Origin of the sequence: Actinomadura sp. NPDC048021 (assembly GCF_040653135.1) — a bacterium.
GTDB classification, from domain to species: domain Bacteria; phylum Actinomycetota; class Actinomycetes; order Streptosporangiales; family Streptosporangiaceae; genus Spirillospora; species Spirillospora verrucosospora.
This window is the reverse complement of record NZ_JBEZJQ010000004.1, coordinates 273983-290708: the sequence shown is the minus strand read 5'-3', so window position 1 is coordinate 290708 and position 16726 is coordinate 273983. Positions and strand designations below refer to the sequence as shown.

The 16726-nt window shown below is 69.8% G+C and carries 16 protein-coding genes; 10 read left to right on the top strand and 6 right to left on the bottom strand.

From position 1 onward, the window contains the following. Positions 1-2: 2 nt before the first annotated feature. Genes AB0C87_RS09515 through AB0C87_RS09505 form a run of 3 tightly spaced genes read left to right on the top strand, consistent with a single transcriptional unit; the run spans position 3 to position 4082 of the window. Entirely contained in the window at positions 3-1160 is a 1158-nt protein-coding gene (locus tag AB0C87_RS09515; protein WP_353832754.1) for a polyamine ABC transporter ATP-binding protein, read from the top strand. Continuing rightward, positions 1153-3363: a N,N-dimethylformamidase beta subunit family domain-containing protein gene (locus tag AB0C87_RS09510; RefSeq protein WP_360577075.1), complete on the top strand. Its 2211-nt coding sequence runs from the start codon at positions 1153-1155 to the stop codon at positions 3361-3363. The genes AB0C87_RS09515 and AB0C87_RS09510 overlap by 8 nt, the downstream gene beginning before the upstream one ends. Then, positions 3360-4082 carry an FCD domain-containing protein gene (locus tag AB0C87_RS09505; RefSeq protein WP_353832722.1) on the top strand — a complete coding sequence of 241 codons (723 nt, stop codon included), beginning with the start codon at positions 3360-3362 and terminating at the stop codon, positions 4080-4082. Before AB0C87_RS09510 ends, AB0C87_RS09505 begins: the two co-directional genes overlap by 4 nt. Here AB0C87_RS09505 and AB0C87_RS09500 read toward each other — a convergent pair. Continuing rightward, a complete protein-coding gene (locus tag AB0C87_RS09500) occupies positions 4034-5989 on the bottom strand; it encodes a primary-amine oxidase (RefSeq protein ID WP_360577074.1) in 1956 nt (651 codons plus the stop codon). The two genes, AB0C87_RS09505 and AB0C87_RS09500, sit on opposite strands and share 49 nt — an antisense overlap. A gap of 122 nt (positions 5990-6111) precedes the next feature. On the opposite strand from AB0C87_RS09500, the gene AB0C87_RS09495 reads away from it, so the two are divergent. Genes AB0C87_RS09495 through AB0C87_RS09480 form a run of 4 tightly spaced genes read left to right on the top strand, consistent with a single transcriptional unit; the run spans position 6112 to position 11514 of the window. Further along, the gene (locus tag AB0C87_RS09495; RefSeq protein ID WP_360577073.1) at positions 6112-7824 is read left to right on the top strand and encodes a thiamine pyrophosphate-binding protein; all 1713 of its coding nucleotides are present in this window, start codon (positions 6112-6114) and stop codon (positions 7822-7824) included. Then, positions 7824-9266, top strand: coding sequence for a hypothetical protein (locus tag AB0C87_RS09490; protein ID WP_360577072.1), 1443 nt, complete (start codon positions 7824-7826; stop codon positions 9264-9266). The genes AB0C87_RS09495 and AB0C87_RS09490 overlap by 1 nt, the downstream gene beginning before the upstream one ends. After that, the gene (locus AB0C87_RS09485; protein ID WP_360577071.1) at positions 9263-10120 is read left to right on the top strand and encodes an arginase family protein; all 858 of its coding nucleotides are present in this window, start codon (positions 9263-9265) and stop codon (positions 10118-10120) included. Before AB0C87_RS09490 ends, AB0C87_RS09485 begins: the two co-directional genes overlap by 4 nt. Next, complete coding sequence (locus AB0C87_RS09480; RefSeq protein ID WP_360577070.1) at positions 10117-11514, top strand: aldehyde dehydrogenase family protein; 1398 nt, start codon at positions 10117-10119, stop codon at positions 11512-11514. Before AB0C87_RS09485 ends, AB0C87_RS09480 begins: the two co-directional genes overlap by 4 nt. Before the next feature lie 408 nt (positions 11515-11922). Here the strand turns inward: AB0C87_RS09480 and AB0C87_RS09475 are convergent, their stop codons facing one another. After that, complete coding sequence (locus tag AB0C87_RS09475) at positions 11923-12786, bottom strand: SDR family NAD(P)-dependent oxidoreductase (RefSeq protein WP_353832717.1); 864 nt, start codon at positions 12784-12786, stop codon at positions 11923-11925. Positions 12787-12933: 147 nt separating this feature from the next. Beyond that, a complete protein-coding gene (locus AB0C87_RS09470) occupies positions 12934-13719 on the bottom strand; it encodes a helix-turn-helix domain-containing protein (protein WP_360577069.1) in 786 nt (261 codons plus the stop codon). A 376-nt stretch (positions 13720-14095) separates the two neighbouring features. On the opposite strand from AB0C87_RS09470, the gene AB0C87_RS09465 reads away from it, so the two are divergent. Together AB0C87_RS09465 and AB0C87_RS09460 are read left to right on the top strand one after the other, a co-directional pair. Then, on the top strand, positions 14096-14302 hold the full coding sequence (locus AB0C87_RS09465; RefSeq protein WP_345174159.1) for a hypothetical protein: 207 nt from the start codon (positions 14096-14098) through the stop codon (positions 14300-14302). Then, positions 14299-14475 (top strand): LLM class flavin-dependent oxidoreductase, encoded by a 177-nt coding sequence (locus AB0C87_RS09460; protein ID WP_360577068.1) that lies wholly within the window; start codon positions 14299-14301, stop codon positions 14473-14475. The genes AB0C87_RS09465 and AB0C87_RS09460 overlap by 4 nt, the downstream gene beginning before the upstream one ends. A gap of 351 nt (positions 14476-14826) precedes the next feature. On the opposite strand, the gene AB0C87_RS09455 is transcribed toward AB0C87_RS09460, so the two are convergent. Further along, positions 14827-15270: a group II truncated hemoglobin gene (locus AB0C87_RS09455; protein ID WP_345174164.1), complete on the bottom strand. Its 444-nt coding sequence runs from the start codon at positions 15268-15270 to the stop codon at positions 14827-14829. Positions 15271-15355: 85 nt separating this feature from the next. After that, a complete protein-coding gene (locus AB0C87_RS09450; protein WP_360577067.1) occupies positions 15356-15607 on the bottom strand; it encodes a hypothetical protein in 252 nt (83 codons plus the stop codon). 73 nt (positions 15608-15680) lie between these two features. On the opposite strand from AB0C87_RS09450, the gene AB0C87_RS09445 reads away from it, so the two are divergent. Next, on the top strand, positions 15681-15806 hold the full coding sequence (locus AB0C87_RS09445; protein ID WP_345174167.1) for a hypothetical protein: 126 nt from the start codon (positions 15681-15683) through the stop codon (positions 15804-15806). A 12-nt stretch (positions 15807-15818) separates the two neighbouring features. On the opposite strand, the gene AB0C87_RS09440 is transcribed toward AB0C87_RS09445, so the two are convergent. Next, positions 15819-16481 carry a TetR/AcrR family transcriptional regulator C-terminal domain-containing protein gene (locus AB0C87_RS09440; protein ID WP_360577066.1) on the bottom strand — a complete coding sequence of 221 codons (663 nt, stop codon included), beginning with the start codon at positions 16479-16481 and terminating at the stop codon, positions 15819-15821. Between the last annotated feature and the right edge of the window lie 245 nt (positions 16482-16726).

Genomic DNA, 16726 nt, shown 5'->3' with positions numbered 1-16726 from the left:
CCATGCAGAGACGCACCAGTCCGGCCGTGGTCTCGACCAGCGGCGGCCACCTGCGGCTGACGGGAGTCGGGACGACCTTCGGGAACGTCACGGCCCTGCGGAACATCGACCTCGACGTCGCACCGGGGACCTTCCTCACCCTGTTGGGCGCGTCGGGCTCCGGGAAGAGCACCACGCTCAACGCGATCACGGGATTCGTACCGCCCGATCGCGGCAGCGTGACCCTCGACGGACGCGACATCACCTCGGTCCCGCCGCACCGGCGAGAGATCGGTATGGTGTTTCAGAACTACGCGTTGTTCCCGCACATGAACGTCACCGACAACGTGGCGTTCCCACTGGAGGTGCGCGGCGTCCCCAAGGCCGAGCGACGACGGCGGGCCGCCGAGGTACTCGAGCGGGTGCACCTCGACGGTTACGGGTCGCGCCGACCGCACGAGCTGTCCGGCGGCCAGCAGCAGCGCGTCGCGCTCGCGCGGGCCATCGCCTTCGAACCTCGCCTGCTGCTGATGGACGAGCCCATGGGCGCTCTGGACAAGAACCTGCGTGAGGCACTCCAGATCGAGATCGTGCGGCTCCATCGCGAGCTGGGCGTCACCATCGTGTACGTGACCCATGACCAGGAGGAGGCCCTGGCGATGAGCGACAGCATCGCCGTCTACCGGAACGGGGAGATCAGCCAGCTCGGCACCGCGGAGGAGCTCTACGAGGCCCCGAGTTCGCTCTACGTCGCCGAGTTCATGGGCGAGTCCAATGTGTTCCGCGGCTCGGTCTCCGAGCACCAGGACGGACGCGTGATCGTCTCCCCGTACGGCATCACCGGCCTTACTGCGACGTCGCCGGACGGCACCGGTCATCCCCTTCGGCCCGGTGGCCAGGTCGCGCTCATGGTCCGTCCTGAGCGGATGCGGGTCGAGCCCGACCACGGACAGGAATCCGCCCCCGGGCACAACACGATCTCCGGGCTGCTGACCAACGTGATGTACCTGGGCGCGAGCGTCAAGTACTACGTCCAGCTGAGCTCCGGCGAGCACCGCCACGTGCGCTCGGCCGCGGACACGCGCCGGGATCTCGCGGTCGGCGACCGCGTACGGCTGACCTGGCGGGTCGGTGACGACGTCTTGTTCACCGACCTGGAAGAGGGCCGGGTCCATGGCTGAACCCGCCCAGGAGATCCTCGGCTACCCGTCGGTGTGGTCGGTCACGCCGGGAGGGACCGTCGCGTTCCACGTCAGCTGCGCTTCCAGCTACCACGCGGAGATCGTCCGAATCACGCGCGGCGGCCCCCGCACGGACGGCACGCCCGACGTTCTCGACTGCCTTCCGGTCGGGGCCGACATCGACGGCGAGTACGCCGGCCGGGTGCAGCCGACCCGCCCTGGCTCGGCGATGACGGCGCCCATCGCCGTAACGACCGCGGCCGCCCTGACGCTCCAGTGTTGGGTTTACCCCACGCTGTCGACCGGTCAAGACCAGGGCGTCGTCGCGCTCCCGGGAGGCCCGGCGCTGCTGCTCGACGCCACCGGGGCGGCCACCGTCCGCTGCGGCGACCTGGTCGTGAGCACCGGCGCTCCCCTGCTGCTGCACCACTGGCACCTGCTGACCGCAAGCGTCGACCGCAGCAGTGGCACCGTGGCCGTCGTCTGCCGTCGGCTCAGAACCTACGCGGGCGTCGACGACGTCGCGCGCGCGACCGCCGAGGGGGCCACTGGGCCGGCCTGGCAGATCAAAGGCGATCTGCTGGTCGGCCGCTTGGGCGTCGACACGTCGGGCCGTGCCGTCGGCAGCTTCAACGGGAAGCTGGAGGCTCCCCGGCTGTGGGCCGGCGCCGCAGCGGTCGACGAATTCGATTCCCTGTCGGGCGATCCGGCCTCCGCCGCGGGCCTGACCTTGATCGGTTCGTGGGATCTGGGGCGCGACCCGGACAGTGCGCGCGTCGTCGACGCCTCCGGCCACGAGGCGCACGGACGCCTGGTCAACACGCCTCTGCGGGCCGTCACCGGTCACCTCTGGGACGGCACTGCGATGTCCCCGGCCGAAGAGCCGAGCCACTACGCCGCGGCGCACTTCCACGACGACGACCTGGCCGACTGCGGCTGGGAGGTGGACTTCTCCTGGCAGGTACCGGCGGACACACCGAGTGGCGTCTACGCCGCCCGGTTGCGGTCGGAGACGGCCGAACGACACGTGCTGTTCTTCGTCCGACCCGCGCCGGGCAGGCCCACGAGCGATACCGTTCTGCTGGTGCCCACCTACACCTATCTCGCCTACTCCAACTACCGCCTCGACCTCACCCGGGCGGTGGAGCTGACCGGCAAACCCGTCGGGGAGCTCCACGAGGTCGACGCGATCCTCACCGAACGTGGCGATCTCGGTCTCTCGCTCTACAACCGCCACCGCGACGGCAGTGGGACCGCCCACGTGTCGCGACTGCGTCCGGTGCTGTCGATGGAACCGAGCTATCCGTGGTCCCTGAGCGGTGGAGGAGGCTGGTGCCTCGGTGCCGACCTCTACCTGGTGGACTGGCTGACCGTGGCAGGCATCGACGTGGACGTCGTGACCGACGAGGACCTGCACCGCGAAGGCGCCGACCTGCTGAACGGCTACTCCACGGTGCTCACCGGCTCCCACCCCGAGTACGTGACCGAGCAGATGCTCGACGCCCTGTCGGGTTATCTCGACGACGGCGGGTCGCTGATGTACCTCGGCGGCAACGGCTTCTACTGGGTGACGACCGTGCTGTCCGACCGGCCCGATGTGATCGAGCTGCGGCGCGGCCTGGCCGGTACGCGTCCCTGGAGCAGTGAGCCCGGCGAGGAGCACCACACCAACGGTGAGCGTGGTGGCCTGTGGCGTCACCGCGGGCGCGCGCCCCAGCGGCTGGTCGGCGTCGGCTTCACCGCTCAGGGCGGCGACTCGGCGTCCTACCGGTTCGAACCCGACGCCCAGGACCCGCGCGTCGGGTTCATCGTCGCCGGAGTGGACATCGAGGCTCCGCTGGGCGACTACGGCCAGAACATGTCCGGCGCGGCCGGGGCGGAGATCGACCGGACCGACGTGTCGCTCGGGACCCCGCCCGGCACGTTCGTGCTGGCCACCTCGCGGGGCCGACATAGTGACATGATGCAGCGTGCGATCGAAGAGGTCCCGGCCATGAAGCCCGGTCAAGGCGGGTCCGAGTCCGCCGAGGTCCGCTCCGATGTCGTGTACTTCGAAACGGCGGCAGGGGGCGGAGTCTTCAGCACCGGCTCCGTCAACTGGATCGCCAGTCTCTCCCACCAGGACTACGACAACGGGGTCGCCCGGATCACCCGGAACGTCCTCGACGACTTTCGTCAGCGCGCCGCCGGTGAGGCCCTGTGAGTGAGTCGGCCGAGTTCCCTCCCCGCGAGCCGGGCGAGACGATGGCCACCTACGCCACGCGGGCTCTCCGCACAGCCATCCTCGAGGGCCGTCTCGCCGCCGGCGCACGGATCGGCCAGGAATGGGTCGCCGAGGCGCTCGGCGTCAGCCGCATCCCGGTACGGGACGCGCTGAGGAATCTGGAGAGCGAGGGACTGGTCCGGCTCTCCCCCAACGTCTCGGCCCGCGTAGCCGACATGGACCTCCAGGAGTTCGTCGAGGTCTACCTCATGCGCGAACGCCTCGAGCCGCTCGCGATCGAGCACAGCGCGGTCAACCTGACCGATGCCGACATCGCCGAACTCGAGGAGCACTGCCGCGAGTTCGAGCAGGCCGTGATGCCGGAGCACGGCAGCCGCGATCTGGAGCGCGCCCTGTCGAGCGACCGGGCGTTCCACCTCGCCAGCATCAAGGCTGCCGGCATGCCGCGCCTGCAGCGCCTGGTCCAGGACTTCTGGAACTCCTCGCAGCACTTCCGGCGCGCCTACATGGGGGTGGCGACGCCCATCGACCGTGAGGTCGTGATCGCCGAACACAACTTGTTGATCGACGCCCTGCGCCACCGCGACGGTGAGCGGGCCGGCACCCTGCTGCGCCAGCACATCCGCTACACCCGGGTCGCGCTGATCCGTCACCTCTCCGCCACCGGGCAACCGCAGGAGCCCTCTTCGGACGACTGACCCTCGGCGGCGTGCCGCCCGCGTCCCGATGGGACGTCCAAGGTGGGGTTTCTGTCAAAGAACCCGGCGGGTCTGAGCGCGAACCCGGTGTGGTCCACGGGCATCACCGGCCAGTCCTCGGTGCGCGGGAAGTGCGTCAGTCCGAAGGTGTGCCACACCACGATGTCCTGGCCGTCGATGTCGCGGTCGGCCGCGACGTACGCCGGCAGCCCGGCACCGCCCGGGTGCCTATTGACGAAGTCTCCGGCCGCGTATTTCTCGCCGGGCGCCGCGCGGGTCACCCACAGGTGCCTCGTCGCGAAGGCCGCTCGCCGGGCGATGGACGACGAAGGGTCGGCGAGGAGCGTCGGCTGGCCTTCGGGGTGCAGGGCGTAGGCCACCGGCTCGCCCACCCGGTTGAGGGAGTTCGGGTTCACCACGTGCCAGGTCCTGCCGGTGGAGGTGTCGGCGAACCGCTGCGCCTCGGACTCCCGCGTCAGCGGAGTGCGGGACCGGGTGAAGGCGTTGCCACGAGGGTTGTCGGGGCCGACCGGCATCCGCACGGCCTCGACCTCCTCGACCCGGTTGGTCGGCCCGTCGACCGCCATGTGGAGACGCGCGCAGAACAGGTGCTGGTGGAACGGCGCGCCCAGGCCCGGTGCGATCTGTGCCGTGTGGCGGCAGTCCGGGTCCCGCACGGCCGACGTGAACACGATGCCGGTCGCCTTGGCCTCGAACGCGATCGTCCCGTCCAGGTAAAGGTAGAAGTAGAAGCCGTAGTCGTAGTTCCCGACGGTGGTGAAGAAGGAGACGACCATCCGACGGTTCCTGCGCGTCTCGCTCGACAGGGCCCACGGGTCGCTGTGCTTCCACAGCACCCCGTAATCCTCCTCGTGGAGACAGATCGCGTTCTTGATGACGTGCGGCTCGCCCTGCGCGTCCGCCACGACCGCGTCGAGGTAAGTGATCTCCCCGAGGCAGTCGCAGCCCAGCTCGAGTGAGTTCGCGTAGCGGCCCACCAGGTACTCGCCGGTGTCGAAGTAGTTCTGCCAGGACCGGACCGGCGAGGGGTCGCCGTAGGGGACGACCATCTCGCTGATGGACGCGCGGTGCAGCACGGGTCGCAACCGGCCCTCGTCGCGGAACCCGACCTGGTGCAGGATCAGTCCCTCGCGGGCGTCGAACCCGAGCCGCAGGTCCCAGTTCTCCCACTGCAGGCGCCGGCCGGCCAGGGTGAAGCTCGGGCCTTCGGGCTGAGTGATCAGCAAAGGACGCTGTGAACTGCGCGGCGGCTCCTCGCGGAGATGGTAATTCCCGTCGTCGCCGTCGGGGACGTCGACGGCGCCCTCGTCCAGTACCTCGGTGACCCGGCGCGCGACGATGTCGACGAAGGCGACCAGGCCGTCCACCGGATGTGCCCAGGCGTGGTCGTCGGGATGCCGCTGCTGGAACGCCAGCGCACGCAGGATCCGTCGCCCCTTCTCCTCAAGATCTTCGAAGACGCCTGCGGACAGGGCCGCCGCGCGCACCTGGTCGGGTCGCAGGCCCCGGCGGGCCAGTGCCGTCACCCACCGGTCGTCCTCGGCCAGGACCCGCTCCGCGAGCTCGTACTCCTCGTCGAGCACCGGCGACTGTCCCTCCGTTGCCGCGTCGAGGATGCGCTCGCTGAGCACTTCCGCGTCGGTGACCGACACCAGCACATCGCGGTCCTCCACCCGCGTGGTCTCGTGCAGCACAACCCGTGCCCGGCGCTCGGGGCGAACCCCGGCATCGAGCTCGCCGCGCGTCGGCTCGTCGAGTCCGACGTAGGCCACGCGCACCGAGGCGGTCAGCAGGCCCGTCTCGAGCAGCGTCCGGGTGACCTCACGCAGTTCGTCCTCCGTCAGCGGGTCGAGCGGATGGGGCTGCGCCGCGTCGTGAACGGTCACGATGACCTCCTCCGGTGCGTTGGATACATTTTCGGCATCCGGTCTCGCATTCGTGCAGTTCGGACACCGAATCTCGCATCAATGTATCCAAGTTGCCAAGGCTTGGGCTAGTGTCTCTGGCCATGAGTTCCGAGACGCGACCAGCCGAACCCGCAGCCCCGCCCCCCGCGCCCACGCGTCACGGCGGGCACCTCGTGGCCGAGATCCTCGAGCGCAACGGCGTGACCCACGTGTTCGGCCAGGACTCCCCGGAGTGGCTGTTCGAGGCCCTCGGGGACAGCCCGGTCAGGGCGACGGTCATGCGCGACGAACGCAGCGCCGGCTTCGCGGCGGACGCCGTCGCCCGCGCCACCGGGCGACCGACCGTCGCCACCGGCATCCACGGGCCCGGCGCGATGAACCTTCCGATCGCCCTGCTCGAGGCGAAGGCCGCACAGAGCCCGGTCATCGCGCTCGTCAGCGGCGTGGAGACGCACCTCCACGGGACGGGCGCCTTCCAGGAGACCGACCAGGTCGGCATCGTCACACCGTTGGTGAAGTTCGCGGCACGAGCCGCCCGGCCGGAGGACGTCGAGCCGACGCTCCAGCAGGCCATCGACGTCGCCATGACCGCCCCTCGAGGCCCGGTCCTGGTCGAGCTTCCCAACGATGTGATGAAGGCCGATGCGCACCGGGCACAACCGGTCGATGAGCCGGCCGCGGCAGCCTCACCCGTGGCCGCGGCGTCCACTCTCGACCAGGCGGTCACCCTCATCGAAGCGGCTGCTCGGCCCGTCCTCCTCGTCGGCAACGGTGCGCGCCAGGCCGGCGTCGGGGCCGGTGTCACCGAGCTCGCCGAGCGGCTCGGAGCCCCCGTCTGCACGACCGCGATGGGTCGTGGCTGCTTCCCCGAGCGGCACCCGCTGTACGCCGGGGTCGCCGGCTTCATGTCGTACCGCGAGGACGGGTCCGGCTGGGTGGCCAACGAGGCCCTGCGTTCCGCCGACGTGGTCGTGGTTCTCGGCTCGGCCATGGACGGGGCCACCACCGACCTCGGCCGGCTGCCCGGCCCCGCATGCAGGGTGGTCCGGGTCGACGTCGAGGACGTCGGCTCACGATTCGCCGCGCAGGACGTGACTCTGGTGCGTGACCTCGTCGAGAAGACGCTGCCCCGGTTCCTCGAGCGGCTCGCGACGACCCCGCGCGACCCCTGGATGGACCTGCCGGCACGCTGGGACCAGGTGCGGGCCCGCCAGCAGGCCGTGGCCGCGGATCCCGTGGACGTCGGCCTCCACCCGGCCCGGCTGTTCCGTGAGCTCGGCGCCCTGCTCCGGCCCGAGGACCTGGTCGTGTGCGACGCCGCGTACAGCAGCGTCTGGGCGTTGAGCTATCTCGCCCAGGGCGAGCACTTCGACCAGATCGTCTACGGGCGCGCCGCCGGGACGCTGGGCTTCGGCTTCCCCGGCGCGATCGGCCTTGCCAGGGCCCACCCGGGCCGTCGGGTGGTCGCCCTGGTCGGCGATGGCGGGTTCGGTTTCGGCTGGGGCGAGCTCGAGACGGCCCGGCGCCACGACTGCGACGTCACCTGCATCGTGCTGAACAACGGGGCCTTCGCCTACCAGCGGCTCTGGCACGACCTCAACGAGGGCACCTCTCGCGACCTGGACTTCGTGGACGTCCGTCACGACCTGCTGGCCGAGGCCGTGGGGGTGTCCGGGCACCGCGTCGAGGCCGCGGAGGATCTGCGACCTGCCCTCGTCGCCGCACTCTCGACCGATGGACCGACGCTCGTTGACGTCGTCGTCCCGGTCGACACCCTGCCTCCCTTCGACATGATGCGCCACGTGGGGGTCTGATGACGCGCCTGACCTACGACTCCGCCTTGAGCCTCCTTCCGGCCACCGTTCCCCCGTCGGGCAGCGGCGTCACGCACATAGAGGAGACCCCGCTGGCCGACATCGCCGCGGAGTTCGGCACACCGACCTGGGTCGTCTCCGAGCGCCAGCTCGAGCACAACCACGGCGCCCTGCGCGCGGCGTACGACGCCATCGACCAGCAGGTCGAGATCGCGTTCTCGATGAAGGCGAACAACAACCGGGCCGTCATCACCACGCTTTGCCGCAGCGGTGCCCTCATCGACGCGAGCTCCGAGTTCGAAGTGATGGCGGCGCTCGACGCAGGCATCCCGGCCGCGAACATCATCGTCAACGGCAATGGCAAGTCGGCGACGTACCTCGACCTCGTCGCCCGGATCGGCGTGCACCAGGTCAACGTCGACTCCCTCGCCGAGGCCGAGCGACTCTCCGAGGCCGCACGACGCCACGGCCGCGTCGTGCCATGCGTGGTGCGCGCCAAGTTGCGGTACGGCCGCCTGCTGGCCCAGGACCCCGCGTACGAGCGCACGCTGCGGGTGGCGGAGGCCAAGTTCGGGTCGAGCATCCCGACCGGAGCGGCCGAGACCCTCGTCACCCGGATCGCGGAAGACCAATGGCTCAACTATGTCGGACTCTCCCACCACGCCGGGTTCGCCGGCTACCGCGCCGACTTCGACGCGCAGCGCCAAGTCATGCACGTCCGGGAATGCGCCCGTGAACTCGCCGCGTTCGCGGCGCACCTCAAGGCAGCGCGGGATGTCACGACCCGGCGCATCAACCTGGGGGGCGGCCTGCGCCAGGGCAGACGTGTCCTGCTCAGCACCCCGGGCAACGCAACCGATGCCGAGCTGCGCGACCTGCCGGACGTGCGTGAGCATGCGCAGGCCCTGGCCGCAGGGCTCCACGAGGGCGGCTGGCCCGACGTCGTCGTACAACTGGAGTCCGGCGGCTTTCACGTAGGTGACGCGGTCACCCTGCTGACGCGGGTCCAGGACGTCAAGGACGTCGACTGGTTCAGCAGCCGCCGCTTCGTCACCGTCGACTCCGCGGCCACCATGTTCATGACCCGGTCGCTGACCCGGGCCGGTCACGGCATCGTCGTTGTCGGGGCCACGTCGTCGGCCCCGCATCCGACGCCGGTCGAAGTCGTCGGCCCGACGTGCTCGTACGACTCCATCGCCGAGGACATCGAACTTCCCGACGTAATGCCGGGGGATCTCCTGCTGGTCCTCAACCAGGGCGCCTACTGCGAGACGGCCTCGACCCAGTTCAACGCGATCCCCCGACCCGCCACCGTCCTCGTCCGCGGAGCGAACCCGGTGCTCGCCCGTCGTCGCGAGGAGGCCGCGGACGTCTTCTCCCGCGAGCTGCTCCCCCCACTCGAACCCGACACCCACTCCATCACCCCGGGAGACCACCCATGACAGTGCTGCAGGATGAGGTCAGTGCTCGCGCCTTCGCCGTCCGCATCTCCGAGGAGACCCCGCGTGACCGGCGCGGGGTCAACCTGCTGAGCGACGCGCTCGCGGAGCGCGGGATCGTCGCCGAACGTGTGGAGGGCCGCGACGGCCCGTACGGCAAGACCGACTGGGAGGACGACCTGCGCGACTCCGCGGCCGTCTTCCAACAGGCCGCCGACCACGTCCGGACCGCGCTGACCAGTGGCCGACGCTCGGTTGTTCTGTCGACCGACTGCTCCATCGCGATCGGCACCTTTCCCGCCGTCCACGCAGCCCGCCCCGAGGCCAAGGTCGTGTGGTTCGACTCCCACTCCGACTTCGACACCCCGGTCACCACCAGCGGCGGCTTCCTGGGCTGCATGAGCCTCTCCGGTGCCTGCGGCGTGTGGGACACCGGGCACGGGGAGTTCCCGCTCGAGCAGGCCATCCTCGTCGGTGCCCGCTCGCTCGACGACGACTTCGACATCGCGGGCCAGCGCCAAGCGGAGGCGAGCGCGCTCACCATGGTCCCGGTCGCCGAGGACACGGCCGAGAGGGTCGTGGCTGCGATCGGCGGTGCTCCCGTCTACGTGCACATCGACCCGGACGTGCTCGACGTGAGCGTCAACCCCATCTGGTACGGCCGCGACCGGGGCTTCGACTACGAACAGGTCCTCACGGTGCTCCGGGGGATCGCCGACGCCTCGGACGTCATCGGGGTCGAGATGACCGCGCTGCACAGCCCGGACGACGTGGGGTGGCGGCGTCGGGTGACCGAGTTCGAAGCCGACTGCGTCTGCACCCTCCTCGGCGTCGACGCCCCGGGCGGTGTGGCATGAACTCCACGTTCGCGACCTTCAACCCCGCCACCGGCGAGCACCTTGCAGACGTGGCCCTCACCTCTGAGAACGACCTGGACAACGCGGTGGACGCCGCGACCGAGGCGCTGAGGCACGGTAGCGCCTGGCGCATCATGACACCCGCCGCGCGAGCCCGGGTGCTCTGGCGGATCGCCGAGCTCGTCGAGGCCCACGCCGCTGAGCTCGCCGAGCTCGAGACCCGTGACCAGGGACAGCCCCTCGGCATCGCTCGACACGTCTCGGTCGCCGCGACCGCCGAGCACTTCCGCTACTTCGCGGGCTGGGTCACCAAGATCACCGGCGAGACCAACCCGGTCTCCATTCCCGGCGTGCTCAACTACACGACGCGCGAACCGGTCGGAGTCTGCGGCCTCATCACCCCGTGGAACTTTCCGCTGATGATCGCGGCGTGGAAACTGGCTCCGGCGCTGGCCTGTGGCAACACCTGCGTCATCAAGGCGGCGGAGCAGACCCCGCTCACCACGATGCGGCTGGTGGACCTGATGGCCGAGGCCGGCGTGCCGACGGGCGTCGTCACCGTCGTGTCCGGAGGCCCGGAGGTGGGCAGGGCGATGGTGAGCCACCCCGGCATCGCCAAGATCTCGTTCACCGGATCGACCGATGTCGGCCGCGAGATCGTCCGCGCGAGCGCCGACCACTTCAAGCGCGTCTCACTCGAACTGGGCGGCAAGACGCCGGTAGTCGTCTTCGACGACACGCCGGTGACCAAGGCCGTGACCGGAATCGCGCAGGGCGCCTTCTTGAACTCCGGCCAGGTGTGCGCGGCATACTCCCGTATCTACGTCCAGCGCAGGATCGTCGACGAATTCGCCGATGGCCTGGCAGCGGTTGTCTCTGCCATGCGGCTGGGCGACGGCATGTCGCCCGAGACCGACCTCGGGCCCCTGGTGTCCGCGGACCACCTCACCCGGGTAGAGAAGTATGTCCGCAACGGCCTTGAGGACGGGGCGACCCTGGTTGCCGGTGGGGAGCGCCCTGACCATCTCTCCGACGGCCATTTCCTGACCCCTGCGGTCTTCACCGACGTCACCGACACCATGCGGATCGCGCGTGAGGAAATATTCGGCCCCGTCGTGGCCGTCCTCCCGTTCGACGACGCCGACGAGGTCACCGCTCGCGCGAACGACTCCCGCTACGGCCTGTCCGCCTCGGTGTGGACCCGCGACGTCGGCCGGGCCCACCGGACGGCTGCGGCGCTGGAGGCCGGCACGGTGTGGATCAACATGCCCAACCCGCCCGACGCCGCGGCCCCCTGGGGCGGCTTCAAGTCCTCCGGCTGGGGACGCGAGATGGGGGCCGCGGCCATCGACCTCTACACCGAAACCAGGAGCGTCATGCTGAACACCCAGTGACCACTCCCCCACCCCTGGCCTCGTGCGGCGCCAACCAGCTTTGTCCTCCTCGCGTGCTCGAACCCGCCCACCTCCGCCCCCACCTGAACGGCGCCGTCGGCAGGATCGCCGCCCGAGATGGCGAGTGCTTTGCGTCCGGGCGTCGCGGCGGGACGGGCTTCGTTCTCCAGGTCGTGGTAGCCCGTGTGGTTGAACGCCTTGATCACACGGATTCGGGCAGGAATGCCCGCACGGTCTCGCTGGAGGAGGTGCGCGGGTCGGTGAGGTCGTCGCGGATGCCGTCGGTCTCCATCAGTAGTTCATCGCGTCGACGACGAGCTTGCCGCGCAGAGCGGCGGGGATGTGTAGAGCGTCAGCCGGAAAGCGCGGCAGGGCGACTGGGAACGACGCGGCTCAGGTCTCGTGGGATCAGTGCCGGGGGTCAGCGGCGGGTTGATCGAGGTTGCCGTGGGCTTCGGCCGAAAGGTCCTGGCCGTCGGCCCAGGTGTTGAGCCGGTCGGCGTAGGCCTGCTGGATCATCGGATAGAAGCCCTGGCCGAACAGCACCCGCAGGGGCGGGGCGTCGGAATCGACGATCTTGAGGAGGGTACGGGCAGCGGCGGCCGGGTCGCCGGCGGGCTGCTTGCCCGCGACCTGGGCGAGGTGCCGGCGGAGGCTCTCGTAGGCCGGGTCGGGCTCGGCCATGTGACCGTTGGCGAGAGGGTCGGGGTTCTTACCGGCCCTGGTGGCGAACCCGCCGGGCTCGACCACGGTCACCTTGACGCCGAAGCCGGCGACCTCACTCGCGAGAGCTTCGTTCAGGCCCTCCACCGCCCACTTGGAGGCGTGGTAGGCGCCGCCGAGCGGCATCGCGATGAGGCCGGCGGCCGAAGACAACTGAATGATGTGCCCCGAGCCTTGCTCGCGCAGGTAGGGCAACGCGGCCTGGACGACCCACACTGCGCCGAAAAGGTTGGTCTCCATCTGGTCGCGCAGATCCTGCTCGGTCAGCTCCTCGACCGCGCCGACCTGGGCGTACCCGGCGTTGTTGACGATGACGTCCAGGCGACCGAAGTGCTCCGCGGCCCGCTTCACCCCCGCGAAGACCGCGGCCCTGTCGGTCACGTCCAGCGCGACCGGCAGCACCGCGTCGCCATAAGTGGCGACCAGCCCTTCAAGGCTCCCGGTGTTCCGAGCGGTCGCAGCGACCCTGTCACCGCGGGACAGTGCGGCCTCGACGAAGTTGCGGCCCAGACCACGGGACGAACCGGTGACGAACCATACCTTGCTCATGATGACGTTCCGTTCCTTCGATGTGTCTGTCGGCCACCAGACACCGACAACCCGGTCCCCGTTACGCGGCGACAGTGTGACCTGCGCCACCACGCTTTACCTGCGGGCAGTATTCGCGTTCGTGTGCGCGAGCGCACCGAGGGATGCTCAGAGTGGGCGGGTGGCCGTCAGGACGGCCGCCGACCGGTTGCCGTCGAGCCGGTCCCGGCTGGTGACGATCACCAGGCAGTGGCCGGCGCCGGGCAGCAGCGGCCGGACCTGGTCGGACGACCTCGCGTCGTCCAGCACGACCAACATCTTCCGGTCGGCCAGCAGGGTGCGGTAGAGCGCGCTCTTGCCGTCCAGGTCGTCCGGAATCGCCTCCGGGGCAGCACCCAGAGCGTGCAGGAACCGATGCAGCGCCTCGCCCGGGTCGAGCGGTCCATCCTGCTCGAAACCGTGCAGGTCGACGTGGAGTTGGCCGTCCGGGTAGCGCTCCTTCAGTTGGTGCGCCCACCACAAGGCCAACGTGGTCTTCCCGACCCCGGGCGCTCCATCGATGGCGACGATGACCGTCGCCACGCCGCCGGGCTTCTCCAGGAGGTGCGCAAGCCGGTCGAGTTCGGCGCCGCGCCCGGCGAACCGTTCCGTCACGCACGGGAGCTGGCGCGGTGCGGGAGGCACGGCACCGCGCGCTCCGCGCTGCGGCACCGCCTCGATGTCGTCGCGCAGCGTGCTCAGCCGGCGCTGCCGCTCGGCATCCGTGCCCAGCGCGGTGAGCAGCTGGTCGAAGACGGCGGTGGACGGCAGCGTCGTGCCGTTCAGGTAGGCGTAGAGGCTGCTCCGGGAGACGTTGATCCGCCGGGCCAGGTCCGCGCGGTCCACCGCCCGCCCCTGCCGGTGCTCCCAGTCGATGAGGAGGAGGGCCAACTGCTTGACCAGATCGCGTCGCATCGCCACAGGATCATCGGCGTGTCCGTGGGAGAACATGTCCCTCCGTACGCTGGTCACCTCACAACGGGACTCAGCGTATTTACGGCCGACATCGGGGACCACCGTGCCATCACGGAGTCCGCTGGCCGGATCAGGCCCACTCTAGGCACGCCGAAGAGCAGGTCAGGGACGGCGGCGGCCTGCCGCACCTTGGGCGTGGTCCAGCCGATGGGCGGAACCGGGTGCGCGTCGGACAACGTTGCCGGCGAGGCGTTCAACTCCACCCGAGGGGCGAGCCCGGCCTCTTCCCGCCGGCTCGCTTGGGGGCGAAGCTTGTTGCGGCGTCCTCGACCCTCACCGGTGAACACTCGGCTCTGCGCGGAATGGAGATCGGCCAGTGAAGCTGGATGTGCAACTGAACGGGCCGCCGGACGAGGCGGCGCAGCGCACCCGCACGCTGATCGCCGCCGGGGTGGACGGCCTGTTCACGTTCGAGGGCCCGCACGATGTGTTCCTGCCGCTGATCGTCGCGGCCGGCTCGTCGGACCTACCGCCGCCCGACCTGATGACCACCGTCGCGATCGCGATCCCCGCAGCCCGATGAACCTGGCCAACATGGCCTACGACCTGCAACTGCTCAGCAAGGGCCGGTTCCGGCTCGGGCTGGGCTCGCAGGTCAGGTCGCACATCGAGAACCGGTACGGCTCGACCTGGAGCAGGCCGACCGCCCGGATGCGCGAGTCGGTCCTCGGGGGGAAGGCGATTCTGAGCGCCTAGCAGGACGGCACCCCGCTCGATTTCAGCGGCGAGTTCACCAGGCACACCATGATGGGTGGCGATGAGGTCCGAGGGACGGCACTCGGAATCGACGTGCCAGGTCTGCCACGAACTAAGTCGATCGGCTGCCCTGAAGAATAGGGCGATCCGAGCAAACGCCGCGCCTGGCGAAATTGCAATCTTATTCTCCTGATCTCCATGGCCCTTCCCTGCTGCTGGTCTTCGTCCGGATCGAGGTGCGGACGAAGGCGGCGGGGCGCGGGGCCGCGGAGAATCACGGTGTCTCTAGCGTCAACCTGGCATGCGGTCACGATAACCGGGCGTGTTTCGGATGCCCATGGCCGCCGGCTGTCAGGGGGTGGGCCAGTCCCAGCGGGGGACCTCGCGCAGCGGGTGCAGTTCGTCGTCGGTACGGGCGTGGGAGTTGCGCATGGCGACCTCGGTGCCGAACTCCACGTGCTCGCGCAGCGCCTGCCGGAAGGGGGCGTCGGCGGGGAGCCCGGCGGCGTCGGCGGCCGCCATGTACAGCTCGACGAACCGGAGCCGCTGCTCCTCGGTGATCTTCAGGTGGCGGTGGACGTCGATGAGGTGGGAGAAGCCGCCCATCTCGCGCGTGAAGGTGTCAGGGCCGCCGAAAGTCTCGGCGGTGAAGGCGGTCAGGCGATCGACGTGGGTCGGCTGGCCCTCGCCGAAGAGGGGCTGGAGCAGGGGGTCGGCCAGGAGGCTGGAATAGAACAGGTCGATGAACCTGCGGAGGCCTTCGTGCCCGCCGGCGTGCTCGAAAAGGGTTTCCATGATTACACCATTACTTGCTTGACGACGGTCGGGTTCGTTTATCGCAGGCGGCCGCCGGCCTGTCGAGGCCCAGTGCCGGTTGTGGTCATGGGGCCGGGTCGGTGATGTAGTCGTGCAGGCGGCCAGATCCTTCGAGCATCGCAGTGGCGCGGGCGGTCAGGTTCGCGACCACACCGCCGAGTACAAGGAGCTCGCGATGCAGGTCGGCCTCACCGTGGCCAAGGTCGACCCGATCGGCTGGTCCGACACCGACGTCCCCGACAGCACCGCCGTCGAGTACGCGCTTGAGATCGAACAGCTCACCGGCGCGATCCGGGCGCCCCGCCGCTCCGAGCACACGGCCCGCATCGCCGCCACGGGCGGCACCGGTGAGGAGCGCTGGTGGATGGATCCGAACCGGACAAGACCAGGTGATCGCCGGTGTCCTGGCCCGTCACGCCCGCGCCGCCGAGCAGCGGGAGAAGGCGGCGCCTCCACCGCCCGCGCCCGGCTGCGACCCGCAGGCGTTGAGTGTGCTGTTCGGGAGGAGCCCGTGACCGTCGACGTGCTCAGGCTGTGGCGGCGCGGTAGGCGTAGTAAGCCAGGAACATGTCGACTCCGGAGTCGATCAGTCGTTCGGTCGTGTGCGGGTCGAGCGTCGTTCCGTAGGTGCCGTGGACCAGATGCGGATAGAGCACGAGCGAATAGAGCTGGAGTATGGCGGTCTCCACGTCCGGCATGGTCAGCCGACCGGCGGCGATGAGGCGTTCGAACGCCGCCACCAGGGCAGGGCGAGCGCGGTCGGGGCCGTGATGGCGCCAGGCTTCGCCGAGTTCCGGGAATCGGCGGACTTCGCCGGCGACGAGGCGGCGCAGGGCCACCATGTCGGGGGAGGTCATGCTTTCCACCCATGCCCGGGCGGTCCATTTGAGTGCGCTCCGCAGGTCATCGGACTCTCCCAGCCGCTGCGCGGTGCCTGAGATGGCGTCGGCGAGGGCTTCCTGCAGGGCGTCGCCGATGACGGCGATGAAGAGGGTCTCCTTGCTGCCGTAGTGGTTGTAGACGGTGACCTTGGAAACACCCGCCTCGGCGGCGATGGCGTCCATCGCCGCATCGAACCCATCCCGGACGAATGCCGACCGGGCCGCCTGAATGATCACCTGTCGCTTGCGCGCCGCCCGGTCCCCGGTGAGAACGCGCGGAGACTCGCTGCGCTGAGAGGGTGCTGGCATCGTCGCTCCTTCGTCGTCGACGTCCAGCCTACCGAAATATGAACTGTACGGTTGAGTTCAACTGAACTGGTGCGTACAGTACAGGGGATCGACCGCACCGCGTCACCACCCGTGATCGTGGGCGACCAGAGCGGACCACGGGAGTGCCGCCATGCATGACACCTTTGATCGACCACAAGTCCGCGACCGGAACGCTCGGCGTCCTGGTCGCTCCAAGACGGCTGCGCTGGCCTTGCTGTCGTTCG